The sequence below is a fragment of the Flavobacterium sp. MDT1-60 genome, from assembly GCF_014844035.1.
Classification (GTDB): Bacteria; Bacteroidota; Bacteroidia; order Flavobacteriales; family Flavobacteriaceae; genus Flavobacterium.
In genome coordinates, this window is record NZ_CP062159.1 from 1,375,270 (window position 1) to 1,390,094 (window position 14,825).

Below are 14,825 nucleotides of genomic sequence, written 5' to 3' on the forward strand. Positions count from 1 at the left end.
CCTATTTTTGAATATGAAAAAACTCCTACTTCTTTTTTTATTTCTGCCAATTGTAATTTGGTCACAGACTAATTTTGAAAAAGGTGAAAAATTGTTTCATGCCAAAAAGTATGAGGAAGCTCAGGTTATTTTTGAAGGAGTATTAAAAACAAAACCTTCGGATATAAAAACACTTGAATATTTAGGAGACATTGCCGCACATCAAAAATCATGGATAAAAGGAGCAGGATATTACAAAAAACTGAAGGAGTTAAAACCTACGGAAGCGGATTATTTTTATAAATATGGAGGTTGCTTAGCAATGCGGGCGATGGAAGTCAATAAGTTGAAAGCTTTAGCAATGGTGGACGACATGAAAGAAGCATTTGAAAAAGCTATAATTTTGAATCCGAAACACATTCCCGCCCGATGGGCTTTGATTGAAATCTATTTACAGTTACCAGGGATTTTAGGTGGAAGTGAATCAAAAGCATTGGAATATTCGAATGAACTAATGCAAATTTCATCAGTCGATGGTTATTTGTCAAGAGGAAGAATAGACGAATATTTTAAACGTTATACATCGGCAGAAAAAAATTATTTGAAGGCAAATGAAATTGGCAAATCAAAAGTCACTTTTCAAAAATTATATAATTTATATTTGAACAAATTAAAAGACCCAAAAAAGGCACAAGAATTGAAACGAAAATTTGAAGCATAATTGACAACTTCAAAATTAAATTCCATTAAAAAATTTGGAATTTAGAACTTAAAAAATGGATTTTTAAATGAAAACACATTTCATCGCCATAGGCGGAAGTGCTATGCACAATTTAGCATTAGCATTGCATAACAAAGGATATCAGGTTACAGGAAGTGACGACGCTATTTTTGAACCTTCAAAATCAAGATTAGAGAAAAAAGGAATATTGCCAGCAGAACTGGGTTGGTTTCCTGAAAAAGTTACTGCTGATATTGATGCTATTATTCTTGGAATGCATGCTAAAGCGGATAATCCGGAATTATTAAAAGCACAAGAATTGGGATTGAAAATCTATTCGTACCCGGAATTTTTGTACGAGCAGTCTAAAAATAAAACGCGTGTTGTAATTGGAGGATCACACGGAAAAACAACAATTACTTCGATGATTTTGCACGTAATGCATTATCATAATATTGAAGTTGATTATATGGTTGGAGCACAGTTAGAAGGCTTTGACACTATGGTACATCTTACTGAAGAAAATGATTTTATGGTTTTGGAAGGTGATGAATACTTATCTTCTCCGATCGACAGACGACCAAAATTTCATTTATATCAGCCCAATATTGCTTTAATTTCAGGAATTGCCTGGGATCATATTAATGTTTTTCCAACGTATGAGAATTATGTAGAGCAATTTGAAATTTTCATTCAAAAAATTACTAACGGTGGTATTTTGGTTTATAACGAAAATGATCCGGAAGTAAAACGAGTTGCCGAAGCAGCAACAAATCCGATTCGTAAATTATCTTATCACACGCCGGAATATACAGTTAGCGATGGTGTAACCTTATTAAAAACTCCGGAAGGTGATATGCCTATTGAAGTTTTTGGAGCACACAATTTAAATAATTTGGCTGGAGCTAAATGGATTTGCCAAAATATGGGCGTTGATGAAGCTGACTTTTACGAAGCAATTGCGAGTTTTAAAGGAGCCTCAAAACGATTGGAAAAAATTGCCGAAGGAAAAGGAAAAGTTGCTTATAAAGACTTTGCGCATTCGCCAAGTAAAGTTGCAGCGACAACAAAAGCAGTAAAAGAACAATATCCAAACAGAACTTTAGTAGCCTGTTTAGAGTTGCATACGTATAGCAGTTTAAATGCTGAATTCTTAAAAGAGTATGAAGGAGCTTTAGAATATGCTGATGTTGCGGTTGTATTTTATTCTCCGGATGCTGTAAAAATCAAACAACTGGAAGAAGTAACTTACGAACAAATCGCTAATTCTTTCAATAGAAAAGATTTGATTATTTATACAAATCCAATTGAATTCAAAGAATATTTATTCAACTTAAATCTTGAAAACTCTGCTCTTTTGTTGATGAGTTCAGGAAATTACGGAGGTTTGAATTTTGACGAAGTTAAGGAGTTGATTAATTAGATAATTGACTAATTAGAAAATGTGTCAATTACAAAATTGTACTTGACACATTTTTTTTTGGAATTTAAAGTTTGGAATTTGTGTAGCTATAATGACCTACTATTTTATACTCAAACAAACAATCTTCTAAAACCTGACCGCCGCCAACATTGTGTACGATCAAATTTCTTTGCCCATCTTTTGATTTTTTGTTAGTTATAATTCCGATGTGTGGCAATTTATCATTGATTATCCAGGCTACTATTTCTCCGGTTTTATAATCTTTTGCATTTTGGGTTACGGGCAGTTTTATTCCTTTTCTTTCAAAAAACACTTCTAAATTCGGAACTCTTCTGTGATCAATATTGGTATCGGTTTTTGTCATTCCCCATTTTTCTAAATTTGGATATTGAGAGAAATTTGTAATCATATCTTCATGAACTTCTTTTTGCAAATCGATACCTAATTTTCGATAGGAACGAATGATTACATCAGTACAGACACCTTTGTTATTAGGAATATCTCCATTAGGATATTTAATGGAAAAATAAGTAGGATCATAATCTATTGACGGATCAATAATGGAAATTGCTGCATCTGATAATTGTTGTCCAAAAGTTTGTACCGTTTGTAGATTGTTTTCGGCACGAAGGACTTTTTTTTCTTTTTGATTGCAAGAAAAAAGTAAAAAGCAAATGCATAAAAGATATACTGATTTCATTGTAAGATTATGTTTAGAGTAATTTATTTGTTTAAATTTAATCATTTTAGAGTTATCTTTTATTTATGAATGATTTTTCTTATTTTTTAATATATTAGCCTTTTAAGATTGTAATAAAAATGAATCCAATTATTAGAGTTGTTAAGACAACAAGCGAGAACCCTGATTTTATTTCTTTAATAAAAACCTTCGATATTTTTTTATGGGAACGTTACCCGGAATTGAAAAATGATTATTGGGGGAATAATGTAATTGAATTTAATCCTAACGTAGTTATCATTTATTTAGACGAAATAGCTGTTGGTTGTGGCTGTTTCAAAAAATACAATCAAAATACTGCAGAATTAAAACGAATGTTTGTTTCACCAGAAGCCCGAGGTCTGGGCGTCGCTCAATTGATAATTAAGGAACTGGAAAATGAAGCGAAAAATCAAGGTTTTGAAACTATGATTTTAGAAACATTATACAAACAAATAGAAGCAATTAATCTTTATCAAAAAGTTGGTTTTGAAATTGTTGAAAATTATGAACCATATGAAGGTTTGACAAATAGTGTCTGTATGAGTAAATCTATTATTTAGAATTATGGAAACTACTCATTTCCCCATTACGAACTGGTCTGAAGACGATCGTCCACGTGAAAAATTAATGCTAAAAGGCAAAAGTGCTTTAAGCGATGCAGAATTGATTGCAATCTTGATTGGCTCAGGAAGCCGAAACGAATCTGCTGTAGATTTGAGTAAAAGAATTTTAGCCAGTGCAGATAATTTGAATGTTTTAGGAAAAATGTCCATTTCGCAATTGATGAATTTTAAAGGAATAGGAGAGGCCAAGGCAATTACTATTATTTCCGCTTTAGAACTTGGCAGACGTCGAAGGGCTGAGGATGCTGTTGAACTGGTTAAAATCACATCAAGTAAAAGAGTCTTCGAAATTATGCAGCCTATTATTGGTGAACTGCCTCATGAGGAATTTTGGGTACTTTTTCTGAATAATTATAATAAAGTAATTTCTAAATCGCAATTAAGCAAAGGTGGTATTTCCGGAACGATTGTCGATGTTAGATTGGTTTTTAAATTGGCTCTTGAAAATGGAGCTACCGGGTTGATTTTATGTCATAATCATCCTTCAGGAAATTTGCAGCCAAGCGATGCTGATCGAAAAATTACTAAAAAAATCAAACTGGCGGGCGATAGTTTAGATGTTAAAGTTTTGGACCATTTGATTATTACTGAAACAAATTATTATAGTTTTGTAGATGAAGGAATTTTTTAGATTATGAATGCCACTATTACAGATGTTTTTTTCGATTTAGATCATACGCTTTGGGATTTTGATAAAAATTCAGAAATGGCTTTTGATCGTATTTTTAAAAGTAAATTTCCCGAGATTAAAATTCAGGATTTTATTGAGAAATATGCTCCGATTAACCAGGCTTGCTGGAAACTATATCAAAACGATCAGATAACACATATAGAACTTCGATACAACAGATTAAAGTTTTCTTTTGATGCTTTAAATGTTATGATCTCAGATGAAAACATCAATGAAATCGCAAATGATTATATCGAATATTTAACGGATAACAATCATCTTTTTGATGGTGCAATTGAAGTATTAGAATATCTAAAACCAAAGTATAAACTGCATATAATTACCAATGGTTTTGCGAATGTTCAGGAAAAAAAGATTAATAATGCTTTGCTTTCAGGTTACTTCAATACGATAACAAATTCAGAATTAGCGGGTGTAAAAAAGCCAAATAGTATTATCTTTGATTATGCTGTTAATTCGGCTAAGGCTTCAAAAGAAACGAGTATTATGATTGGAGACTGTCTTGATGCTGATGTTAACGGTGCTTTGAATGCAGGTTTGGATGCTATTTTTTTTAATGAAAAGAAAATAGAAGCTCCGGATAATATTAAGCAAATAAACCATTTATTAGAACTTAAAAAATATTTATAAAGATGAAAATTAAATTTTTGCTGGTTGGACTTTTTTGTGCAGTTATTGGATTTGCACAATCTATTAATGATTATAAAGCTGTTATTGTACCTTTGAAATATGATTTCATGAAATCTGAAAATCAATATAGAATGGCTACAATGACTAAATCTAATTTAAATAAAGCTGGTTTTCAGGCTTTTTATGCTAATGAAGAGATCCCTGCTGAATTTAGTGATCGTTGTCAGCTTTTGTATGTTGATGTAAAAAAAGATAATGCTTTTTTAGTAACGAAGCTTTTTATAGAGTTTAAAGATTGTTATGGAAAAGTGGTTTATACTTCTGAAGTTGGAAAAAGCAAAGAAAAGGATTATGAAGCTGCATACAGAGAAAGCCTTAATATGGCTTTTATATCTGTAACAGCTTTACATTACAAATACAGTGGTAAAACGGTTTCGCCAACTGGTACTAGAGTTGGAACCGGAGCTATGAACCCGGCAGCAGTGGCAGTTATGACTCCGACAACAACAGCATCAGTAGTAACACCTACAGCAACAGTTGCTACTCCGGTTGCAGATGTTTCCGATCCAAATTTATTATATGCCCAACCAACAGAAAATGGATACCAATTGATTGACAAAACACCAAAAGTGATTATGAAATTGCTAAAAACATCTCGACCAGATTCATTTATAGCTATAAAAGATGGTGTACAGGGTACATTGAATGCAAAAGATAATCAATGGTTTTTTGAATATTATCAAAATGATAAATTAGTATCTGAAAAAGTTTCAGTTAAATTTTAGATTAAGAATGTTAATTATCTGTTCAGAGGTACTGGATACTATAAACTGCGACTGATTACTTTCTAATAACCATATTTATCTTTCCAACGGTTCTTTAAAAATTCGCGGTTACTGTTCTCTCTAGAATTGTTTCCGGGATTATAAAGAACCGTTTTTTTTATAGCATCCGGCAAAAATTCCTGTTCTGCAAAATTATTGGCATAATCATGCGAATATTTATAGTCATCACCATAACCCAATTCTTTCATAAGTTTGGTTGGCGCATTTCTTAAATGAATCGGTACGGGTAAATCTCCAGTTTGCTTAACTAGTTGTTGCGCATTTCCGATAGCCATATACGAAGCATTACTTTTTGGAGAAGTAGCCAGATAAATAGCACATTGGCTCAAAATGATGCGGCTTTCAGGATAGCCGATAGTGGTGACAGCCTGAAAAGTGTTATTGGCCATAATAAAGGCAGTTGGATTTGCATTTCCAATATCTTCGCTTGATAAAATAAGCATTCTTCGGGCAATAAATTTTACATCTTCACCGCCTTCAATCATTCTGGCCAACCAATAAACTGCCCCATTTGGGTCGCTTCCACGAATAGATTTTATAAAGGCCGAAACAATATCATAATGTTGTTCGCCACTTTTGTCATATAGAACCGTATTTTGTTGAACCAATTCAAAAACGCGATCGTTTGTAATAATGATTTCATCATCTGCAGAAGCATTGACAACTAATTCGAATATGTTTAGAAGCTTTCGGCCGTCTCCGCCAGAAAGTCTTAATAAAGCTTCAGTTTCTTTTAAAATAATCGTTTTAGAAGCTAATTCGGTATCCGTTTTCATTGCACGATGCAATAAAGCTTCGAGATCTGCTTTTGTAAAAGCGTTTAATACGTAAACCTGACAACGAGATAATAATGCGGGAATAACTTCAAAACTCGGATTTTCAGTTGTAGCTCCAATTAAGGTAATCCAGCCTTTTTCTACAGCTGCCAAAAGTGAGTCTTGCTGCGATTTACTGAATCGGTGAATCTCATCAATAAATAAAATAGGATTTTTAGCTGTAAATAATCCGCCACTTTGTTTGGCTTTATCAATTACATCACGAATATCTTTTACACCTGAATTTATGGCACTCAAAATATAAAAAGGACGTTTAGATTCTTGTGCAATAATTTGTGCCAAAGTGGTTTTGCCGGTTCCCGGAGGTCCCCAGAAAATCAGAGATGGAATAATCCCTTTCGAAATTTGTTGCGTCAGAGATCCGTTTGGTCCAACCAAATGACTTTGACTAATATAATCTTCTAATTTCTGTGGGCGAATACGCTCGGCTAAAGGTGCTTCCATTTTGTAAAATTACTATTTTCAATTTTAATTATAAATTTTTAAAAGTTAATTACTAGTGAAAATATGTTGATGGCGAAAAATATTTAGCTGACAAATTATCAGTAAATTGCATTTGGATAGTTTTTTGATGTTCATTCAGTTATAGATTCTAAAAATATGAATGACAACCAATTTAAATTTTCAAATGCTGTTATTGGTCTTCCACTATTTTTCGTCCTTTTTTTATGGATGGTATATTGGTTTCAAATTAGATTTGATTTTGATTTTTATCAAAGCGGAATTTATCCCAGAGATTTTTCAGGTTTACAAGGTGTTTTGTTTAGTCCTTTTATACATGAAAATTTAGGGCATTTGTACAACAATTCGATCCCTCTTTTGGTTTTGTTAGCTGCATTGCAATATTTTTATCCCAAGCAGTCTGTTTCGGTTATTTTATATGGAATCCTTTTTTCTGGTTTAATAACCTGGGTTATTGGCAGGACAAATTATCATATTGGTGCAAGTGGTCTGATTTATGTTTTAGTCAGTTTTATTTTCTTTAAAGGAATTCAAACAGGTTATTACAGATTAGTTGCTCTTTCGTTATCGGTAATATTACTTTATGGTGGAATGATTTGGTACGTCTTTCCTGATGTAGATGCTACAATTTCCTGGGAAGGTCATTTAGCAGGTTTCATAAGCGGATTTGTATTAACATTGTTATATAAAACGCCGGAGTATAAAAAGACCATAGTTTATGATTGGCAAAAACCAGATTTTAATCCGGATGAAGATCCTTTTATGAAGCATTTTGATGAAGATGGAAATTTTGTTCCCCTAGGGAAAGACGAAGAAGAGGTTGAATTTATCTCGCTTTATTTTAGTTCAGATCAATTAGTTAATTACTCTGTAACGAAATCAGAATCAGACGATAAAAGGTAGAGACGAATATTTTTATCTGACTTAAAAAGACTATTTTTGTTATAGACATTCTAATTCATCTTAATTTGCTATGAAAAAGATAAGCTTTTTGGTTATTGTATTCTTATTGTTAATTACCTCCAAAATATTTGCTCAATGCGACATAAAGAACAAATTGCTGGCGGATGGAACAATAGTGTATTATTTTGACCCCGCTGTTTTTTATACAACCCAGTCAAAATCGCTAAAAATTAATATAGTAACAGATAAAGAGCATTATTTCATTGCTTTACAGCCTACGCCATTTCCTCCTAAAAAAGAAGGAAAGAAAATAAATGATGATTTAATTGTCCATTTGGGAGATCAGAAGTCGTATAAATTATCACATTATGACACGCAGTATATGCGTAATGATTCGATTATGCAAGTATTGTATTTAATGGATGATAAAGATGTTGAAGCTTTTTCAAAATTTGAGGCTGTAGTTGCTCAAATTAATATGAAGGGAACAGAGTTTATTCGCGATTATAATTTCAAATTGCATAAAGATGCTATAAAAGAGCAGTTAAATTGCTTTTTGAAAAAGGAAGAGTAGAAGTAAAAAGCTAATCTTCATTAATTACTTCTTCATTTTTATGAAGAAACTTTTTACTTAGGTTTTTAAAAAGATTGTTGAATGTGAGTGTTAGTGAAGCTGCATTTACAATTTGATTTCCACTATTTCTGGGAAGAAATTCATTTGCATAGGTCAATTCAACCTGAATATCATCCGTAAATAAATAACCACCACCCAGGTTTAATCTATTACGATCAAAAAAACTTTCTCCAGTTACTTTTGTTCCTGATTTAAAATATAATTCATCCGATACTATAGCATAAACAACTCCGGATCGTAATACCTTACTATTAATTGGTTTTATGTATTTGATTTGTTGACGATACCTTAGAACATTTTCATAATCATCGTCTGCATTTCTCATATGACGAAGTTCCATTCTCATTCTGGTACTTAAAGTGTAACCGGTTTTATGAAAATAGTAAATACCCTGTAAGGCAAATCTCCATTCTGGAGATTCAAATTGTCCAATTTCAGGAACATCTTTATTGTTGAAATAAGCTATAAATGAAGACAGCTTCCATCGAGGTGAAAGATAATAATGTCCCCATCCTCTTAATGATCTTTGAATGTTTTTATGAAAAATATTAGAAGAGGATTCTGTACTGCTATAACTACTTGCAAGATCTAATTCAGCTGACCATTTATCATTTATAGTTCTGTTAAATTGTGTCTCATTCCAAAACTGTCCGTAGGATTTAGTTTGTGTATAACTAATGCCTACGATAAAAAACATTGCAATTGCAAAACATTTGTTTTTGGATGATATGTTTTGAGCAGATTTGGAAGACATCAATTCATGATTAGAATATTTATTTTCTCATCTTAATTCTCAAAGATATTTAACTTCTTTGACGAACAGTTTCATATAAGAATGCTCCGCAAGCGACAGAAACATTTAAGGAGCCTATTGTTCCAAACATTGGTAATTTTGCCTTTTCATCTACAATTTTAAGAACAGATGGGTTAATTCCTCTGTCTTCAGATCCCATGATAATTGCAACAGGTTCATTTAGTGCTATGTCGTAAATGTTTTGATCTGTTTTTTCAGTAGCAGCAACGGTTTTTATTCCTGATCCCTGTAAATAAAATATAGCATCTTTAATGTGTTCAACTTTACAAATAGGAACATTAAATACAGCTCCGGCAGAAGTTTTTACTGTGTCTCCGTTTACAGGAGCCGAACCTGCTTTTTGAACAATAATTCCGTTTACTCCGGTACATTCTGCAGTCCTGATAATGGCACCAAAGTTTCTGGCATCAGAAATTTGATCTAGTATTAAAAATAATGGTTTCACTCCGGATGCAATAGTTGATTCAACTAAATGTTCTAAATCGATAAAACCAATAGGGGAGATTGTTGCAACTGCACCCTGGTGATTATTTGGTGTTAAACGATTTAATTTTTCAACAGGTACGTATGAAAAATTTATGTTGGCGCGTTTCATCACCTTCATTAAATCTTTCATTAATTCACCAGAAATCTCCTTTTGTATAAATACTTTGTCAACTTCTTTTCCTGCCTGTATTGCTTCAATAATGGCTCTAATTCCAAATATTTGATGTTCTTTTTCCATAGGGCAAATATAGGTATAATGTTTATATAAAAAAAAGCCACTCTGAGTGAACAGAGTGGCTTTTAGTATTTATTTTCTATTATAAATTAGAATTTATCCCAGAAAAGTTTTGTTGTCAATAAATCTCCACCGATAGCTGTTGAAGCAGCTTTCCAGTTTGTACTATTTGTTTGTTGCTCAAGAACAGGGTAAGCCATTCTTACAGGAACTTTACCACCAGCATTATTAATAGCTGTAGGAGGTGCCAATAGAACCGGGAAATCTAATCTTCTCCAGAAATTCCAAGAAGTTAACGCCTGATTATACATTGCTACCCAAGCTTGCTCTCCAATTGATTTTTTCCAATTAGTTGCATCATATGGTTTTGTTACAAGATAAGCTGTAGCTTCTGTTGCTGTACCACCCCACTCTAAAATAGAAGCAGTAACTGCTGCATTGTAAGCTACAGGTGCAGCTGCTGTATTCCAACGAGCATTTGCTTCAGCCACATAAAAAGCAACTTCTGTATAGGTTAAGATGTTTCCTGGTGTTGTTGGTGTATACGCATACTCACCAGCATGAGAAAAATCTCCAAATTCACCACCTTCACCAATTGGTAGGCCAATGTAATCGCCATCTACCGCTGTGTAGTAATCATCTATTCTTGGATCGTTACTTGCGTTCATATAATCAACTAAAGTTTTTCCACCAACAAAGTCTTCTCTACCACTTGCTTCTAAGTTTTCATACAAAGGATTGTAATTTGGTGAAGGAGCCAAATATGGAAATTGCCCATTGTTAGCAGGTGATGTCATTACTCCGGTTGCAATAGCTGAAAGTGCTGTAGTTTGTGCTAAAGCTGGGTTTGAATCTGCGATTCCTATTGCCAGCTTTAATTTTAAAGAGTTAGCAAATATACGCCATGCAACTGGATCGCCTCCATATAGCTTATCGCCATCAGAAAATGTTGGAAAACTGTTTGCAGTACCACTAGTTAAAGCAGTAATATCAGCATTGATTCTTGTGATCAGATCTGAGTAAATAGTTGCTCCATCATCATATGCAGGTAATGGGTAAGCAACAAGGTTTGCAGCTTGAGTGTAAGGGATATTACCAAAAGTATCTACTAAAAGTTGATACGTATATACTTGCATAATATCAATTATAGCTAATTGAGTCTTTTTGTTTGCTGGCCAATCAGCTAATTCAGTAGGTGTTGGTTCGTAAACATTGATGATTTCTTTTGCTTTACCAAGATTGTTCAGGACATTTACATAATTGTCTGTATATATTTGGTTTGAAACATTACGGTTTGTAAAGTCATAATTACTTTCATTTACATAAGTTGTCTCTTGCCAATACTGCATCGTCAGTCTAAAGTTGTTTTCGTTTACACTTGGTGTGTTAACGTAATCACTTAATTCTTTTTGAGCATAAGTAATTAGCGATCCTGGAACAGTACTATAGGCACTATTTGGATCTGTATTTGCATCTTCATTAACACAAGCCGTCAATGACAGGCCAATTGTTAATATTGCTATTATTTTTTTCATTTTCATTTTTTTTAAAAATTAACTTTGACATTAAAAGAAATATTTCTAGTTGTCGGCATAGGCCCAGATTGGTATCCTTGTGTGTTACCTGAGGACAATCCGGCTTCTGGATCAGAATAAGGTAAGCTTTTGTCAATTATCCAAAGATTATTACCTATTACGCTAAATGAAGCTCCCTTAAGAGAATTTCCTAAAATGCTTGAAGGAAGATTATAAGTTAATACAACCTCTCTTAATTTTACAAATCCAGCATCGTAAACGAATGCAGCTGCAGGTGGGTCTGTACCAAAAACCTGGCTAGATTGAGATCTGTCCAATCTTGTTGTATTATTTACATATTGTGGTTGACCATTTGTTGGTGTATATGCAGGGTTTGCCATAACACCTTGTAGAATTTCACCACCACCATTAGCTAATGTATTTCTAATTGGATTTCCTAAGTCATTATTTCCAACTGAATTAGCGTAGATACCTGTTCCGTATCCGTAGTATTGATCAAGTGAGAAAACACTTCCTCCTTTTTTCACGTCAATTAAGAAACTAAAAGAAAGATTTTTATAATTGAATTTGTTGTTAATACCACCAATCCATTCAGCTTGATATGTTCCTAATTTGTTATCAGTAGTTGTAGAAACTTCGTATGCACCGTTAGCTCCAATAATTCTATTTCCAGCTTCGTCTAATACATATGTTGTTCCCCAAATTTGTCCATAATCTTGGTTAAGAGGAGCATTGATACTGATACCTCCTTGAAGAGAGTTAATGTTGATGTTTTCAATACCAGGGGCTAGTTCTGTAACTTTAGTGTTAGGATTAGACCAGTTTACGCTTACGTCCCAAGAGAAATTTTCTGTTTTAACTGGAGTTCCAGTAAGTGTAACCTCAAATCCTTTTGTTGTTAATGTACCAGCATTGATAGTGTTGAATGCTGATCCGGTAGATGTTGATACTGGTAATGGTAAGATTTGATCATATGCTTTGTTTTGGAACCAAGCCACATCAAATCCAAGTCTGTTATTTGCAAATTGCATATTCAAACCTAATTCGACGTTGTCTAATTGTTGTGGTTTTAAATTTGCATTTTTTGCAGTTGTGTTGTATGAATAAACTGGAGTTCCAAATGGGTTTCTTGCAGTGTAAGAATTCAATAATTGGTTAGGATCTGTATCAGAACCTACTTGAGCATAAGCAGCTCTAAATTTACCAAAGTTGATGAATTCAACATCTTTTAACCAGTTTGAGAAAACAACAGTTCCTGATACTGCAGAATACCAATATGCATTGTTATCTTGAGGTAGAGCAGAAGATTGATCTCTTCTTACAGAACCTTCTAAGTAGTAAGTTCCTTTGTAGCCTAATGTTGCTTGTGCAAATAAACCTAATACTTCTTTTCTTGTATCTATAATTCTAGGTAGAGCCGGAGCTGAAACAGAGTTAGAAATTGTATATAATCCAGGAATGTATAGTCCTCCTGATGTCATTTGTTGATTACTGAATCTACTTTGTACGTTGTAGTTAGTACCAAGAAGTACATTCAGATTTAAATCTTCAGTTAAGTCTTTTTTGTAAGTTGCAAGGAAATCATAGTTTTGCTCACTAAAATTGTAAAGATCTAAAGCATAACCTGATGGTTGCGCTGGTAAGTTTTGAAGATTTGAATTAGATCCAAGAGTTGCAGGAGTTGAACCTGCAGCGATTCTGTCTTCAGTTTTTAAATTGAATCCATCAGTACCTAATCTACCAGTAAAGCTTAAATTTTTATTTACATCGTAAGTTATACTTGCATTGGCAGCAACTCTTTGTCTGCTATCATTATTGTAGTTTTCGTATCTTTGGAAGTAAGGATTATCCCAATAAGCAGGAGTGATATCTGCAGCATTTTTAATATTCCATGTGTAGTTTTGGCGACTCATTTCATAAAGACTTCTTTGTTCTTTTAAATCAACATTTGTAGCCCACCATTGTCTAAAACCAGCGATTTGGTTTCCTCCATATCCAGTTGTATTTCTGTTTCTTGTATTTTGTGATACATAAGTTGCATTGAAAGTTGAACTTAACTTATCATTGAATTTGTAAGTAGCACTAGCATTGAAATTATTTTTGCTTAATAAAGAATTTGGTAAAATATCGCTACTGTTTGTGTTAGCGTAAGTTAATCTGTATGTAGCTTTTTCAGTACCACCGTTTAATGAAATGTTGTTAACAGTTGACGTTGCAGTATCAAAAAATTCTATTGGACCATTTTTTGCAACTTCCCATGTGGTTTTTTGACCATACGTAGGTGATCCAGGAATAAATGCATCATATTGCCAAACTTGAGAACCATCATACTTAGGGCCGTAAGAAGCATCATCTCCGGATCTAGATCTTGGCTCACCATTGTAAGTTGAAAATCTTTGTCCGAAATATCCTTGACCATATTCAGTTTGATATTTTGGGAACGTAGTTTTGTCTACAGTAGACATAGTGTAAGATGAAGAAAATTCAACTGATAAATCAGTTCTTGATTTTCCTTTTTTAGTAGTAATGATGATCGCACCATTTTGTGCTCTTGATCCATAAAGTGCAGTTGCAGCAGCACCTTTAAGTACGTTGATTTCAGCGATATTATTTGGGTTGATATCTGATGCAGCATTACCATAATCGTATCCACCTCTACCACTTTTTTGGTCAAGACTATTTACGTTGTTGTTCAAAATTGGAACACCGTCAACTACAAATAAAGCCTGATTATCTCCTAAAAGTGATTTGAAACCTCTAAGAACAACGTTCGTAGATCCTCCAAAGTTTGTACCCTGAGTTACGCTAAGACCAGCAACTTTTCCTGACAAGTTGTTTACAAAGTTTCCTGTAGGAACTGTTGATACTTGTTCAGCTGATACTGATTGAGCAGAATAACCAAGAGATTTTTTTTCTCTTTTAATACCTAAAGCTGTTGTTACGACAACACTTTCAAGTTGTTGTGCATCTCCAAGTAACTTTACGTTTATTGTAGATGAACTTGCAGCTATTTCCTGAGATTTCATCCCAATGTAGCTAAATACCAATACTTGGCTTGTGGATGCTTTGATAGAAAATTTACCATCAAAATCAGTTTGTGTTCCAGATTTTGTCCCTTTCACTAACACACTTACACCTGGTAAAGGCATACCTGTATTATCGGTTACAATTCCTGAAACAGCTCTTTCTTGCGCAAAAGTTAGTTGCGCCACTAGTACTAATAATAGCACTAAGAATCCATTGAACTTTAGTTTCATTTTTAAATATTTTGAATTAGTATCGCAAAA

General features: G+C 33.4%; 14 protein-coding genes. 8 read left to right on the top strand and 6 right to left on the bottom strand.

Features of this window, described 5'->3' with window-relative positions; translation table 11 throughout:
* The first annotated feature begins 13 nt into the window (after positions 1-13).
* On the top strand, positions 14-700 hold the full coding sequence (locus IHE43_RS05625) for a lipopolysaccharide assembly protein LapB (RefSeq protein WP_192187067.1): 687 nt from the start codon (positions 14-16) through the stop codon (positions 698-700).
* Positions 701-767: 67 nt separating this feature from the next.
* The gene (gene murC, locus IHE43_RS05630) at positions 768-2,123 is read left to right on the top strand and encodes a UDP-N-acetylmuramate--L-alanine ligase (protein ID WP_192187068.1); all 1,356 of its coding nucleotides are present in this window, start codon (positions 768-770) and stop codon (positions 2,121-2,123) included.
* A gap of 64 nt (positions 2,124-2,187) precedes the next feature.
* On the opposite strand, the gene IHE43_RS05635 is transcribed toward murC, so the two are convergent.
* Positions 2,188-2,823, bottom strand: a complete 636-nt coding sequence (locus IHE43_RS05635) for a DUF1287 domain-containing protein (RefSeq protein ID WP_192187069.1) — start codon at positions 2,821-2,823, stop codon at positions 2,188-2,190.
* A gap of 119 nt (positions 2,824-2,942) precedes the next feature.
* Here IHE43_RS05635 and IHE43_RS05640 point away from each other — a divergent pair, with 119 nt between their 5' ends.
* The 4 genes from IHE43_RS05640 to IHE43_RS05655 are packed head-to-tail and all read left to right on the top strand — an operon-like array spanning position 2,943 to position 5,573.
* On the top strand, positions 2,943-3,404 hold the full coding sequence (locus IHE43_RS05640; protein WP_192187070.1) for a GNAT family N-acetyltransferase: 462 nt from the start codon (positions 2,943-2,945) through the stop codon (positions 3,402-3,404).
* A gap of 4 nt (positions 3,405-3,408) precedes the next feature.
* The gene (gene radC / locus IHE43_RS05645; RefSeq protein ID WP_192187071.1) at positions 3,409-4,098 is read left to right on the top strand and encodes a DNA repair protein RadC; all 690 of its coding nucleotides are present in this window, start codon (positions 3,409-3,411) and stop codon (positions 4,096-4,098) included.
* Between the two features lie 3 nt (positions 4,099-4,101).
* Entirely contained in the window at positions 4,102-4,788 is a 687-nt protein-coding gene (locus IHE43_RS05650) for a YjjG family noncanonical pyrimidine nucleotidase (protein ID WP_192187072.1), read from the top strand.
* A 2-nt stretch (positions 4,789-4,790) separates the two neighbouring features.
* Positions 4,791-5,573 carry a hypothetical protein gene (locus tag IHE43_RS05655; protein ID WP_192187073.1) on the top strand — a complete coding sequence of 261 codons (783 nt, stop codon included), beginning with the start codon at positions 4,791-4,793 and terminating at the stop codon, positions 5,571-5,573.
* A gap of 62 nt (positions 5,574-5,635) precedes the next feature.
* On the opposite strand, the gene IHE43_RS05660 is transcribed toward IHE43_RS05655, so the two are convergent.
* The gene (locus IHE43_RS05660; protein WP_192187074.1) at positions 5,636-6,913 is read right to left on the bottom strand and encodes a replication-associated recombination protein A; all 1,278 of its coding nucleotides are present in this window, start codon (positions 6,911-6,913) and stop codon (positions 5,636-5,638) included.
* A 156-nt stretch (positions 6,914-7,069) separates the two neighbouring features.
* Between IHE43_RS05660 and IHE43_RS05665 the strand changes: the two genes are divergently transcribed.
* Positions 7,070-7,834, top strand: a complete 765-nt coding sequence (locus IHE43_RS05665; RefSeq protein ID WP_192187075.1) for a rhomboid family intramembrane serine protease — start codon at positions 7,070-7,072, stop codon at positions 7,832-7,834.
* 70 nt (positions 7,835-7,904) lie between these two features.
* On the top strand, positions 7,905-8,408 hold the full coding sequence (locus IHE43_RS05670; protein ID WP_192187076.1) for a hypothetical protein: 504 nt from the start codon (positions 7,905-7,907) through the stop codon (positions 8,406-8,408).
* Positions 8,409-8,418: 10 nt separating this feature from the next.
* On the opposite strand, the gene IHE43_RS05675 is transcribed toward IHE43_RS05670, so the two are convergent.
* From IHE43_RS05675 to IHE43_RS05690, 4 genes are all read right to left on the bottom strand, one after another.
* Positions 8,419-9,222, bottom strand: coding sequence for a DUF2490 domain-containing protein (locus IHE43_RS05675; protein ID WP_192187077.1), 804 nt, complete (start codon positions 9,220-9,222; stop codon positions 8,419-8,421).
* A gap of 49 nt (positions 9,223-9,271) precedes the next feature.
* Positions 9,272-10,006 carry a 23S rRNA (guanosine(2251)-2'-O)-methyltransferase RlmB gene (gene rlmB / locus IHE43_RS05680; protein ID WP_192187078.1) on the bottom strand — a complete coding sequence of 245 codons (735 nt, stop codon included), beginning with the start codon at positions 10,004-10,006 and terminating at the stop codon, positions 9,272-9,274.
* Positions 10,007-10,092: 86 nt separating this feature from the next.
* Positions 10,093-11,538 (bottom strand): SusD/RagB family nutrient-binding outer membrane lipoprotein, encoded by a 1,446-nt coding sequence (locus IHE43_RS05685; protein WP_192187079.1) that lies wholly within the window; start codon positions 11,536-11,538, stop codon positions 10,093-10,095.
* An 11-nt stretch (positions 11,539-11,549) separates the two neighbouring features.
* The gene (locus IHE43_RS05690) at positions 11,550-14,795 is read right to left on the bottom strand and encodes a SusC/RagA family TonB-linked outer membrane protein (protein WP_192187080.1); all 3,246 of its coding nucleotides are present in this window, start codon (positions 14,793-14,795) and stop codon (positions 11,550-11,552) included.
* Positions 14,796-14,825: the final 30 nt, after the last annotated feature.

Coding starts and splice junctions, on each gene's coding strand:
- IHE43_RS05625 (WP_192187067.1), top strand. CDS start 14: ATGAAAAAACTCCTACTTCTTTTTTTATTTCTGCCAATTGTAATTTGG.
- murC (WP_192187068.1), top strand. CDS start 768: ATGAAAACACATTTCATCGCCATAGGCGGAAGTGCTATGCACAATTTA.
- IHE43_RS05635 (WP_192187069.1), bottom strand. CDS start 2,823: ATGAAATCAGTATATCTTTTATGCATTTGCTTTTTACTTTTTTCTTGC.
- IHE43_RS05640 (WP_192187070.1), top strand. CDS start 2,943: ATGAATCCAATTATTAGAGTTGTTAAGACAACAAGCGAGAACCCTGAT.
- radC (WP_192187071.1), top strand. CDS start 3,409: ATGGAAACTACTCATTTCCCCATTACGAACTGGTCTGAAGACGATCGT.
- IHE43_RS05650 (WP_192187072.1), top strand. CDS start 4,102: ATGAATGCCACTATTACAGATGTTTTTTTCGATTTAGATCATACGCTT.
- IHE43_RS05655 (WP_192187073.1), top strand. CDS start 4,791: ATGAAAATTAAATTTTTGCTGGTTGGACTTTTTTGTGCAGTTATTGGA.
- IHE43_RS05660 (WP_192187074.1), bottom strand. CDS start 6,913: ATGGAAGCACCTTTAGCCGAGCGTATTCGCCCACAGAAATTAGAAGAT.
- IHE43_RS05665 (WP_192187075.1), top strand. CDS start 7,070: ATGAATGACAACCAATTTAAATTTTCAAATGCTGTTATTGGTCTTCCA.
- IHE43_RS05670 (WP_192187076.1), top strand. CDS start 7,905: ATGAAAAAGATAAGCTTTTTGGTTATTGTATTCTTATTGTTAATTACC.
- IHE43_RS05675 (WP_192187077.1), bottom strand. CDS start 9,222: ATGTCTTCCAAATCTGCTCAAAACATATCATCCAAAAACAAATGTTTT.
- rlmB (WP_192187078.1), bottom strand. CDS start 10,006: ATGGAAAAAGAACATCAAATATTTGGAATTAGAGCCATTATTGAAGCA.
- IHE43_RS05685 (WP_192187079.1), bottom strand. CDS start 11,538: ATGAAAAAAATAATAGCAATATTAACAATTGGCCTGTCATTGACGGCT.
- IHE43_RS05690 (WP_192187080.1), bottom strand. CDS start 14,795: ATGAAACTAAAGTTCAATGGATTCTTAGTGCTATTATTAGTACTAGTG.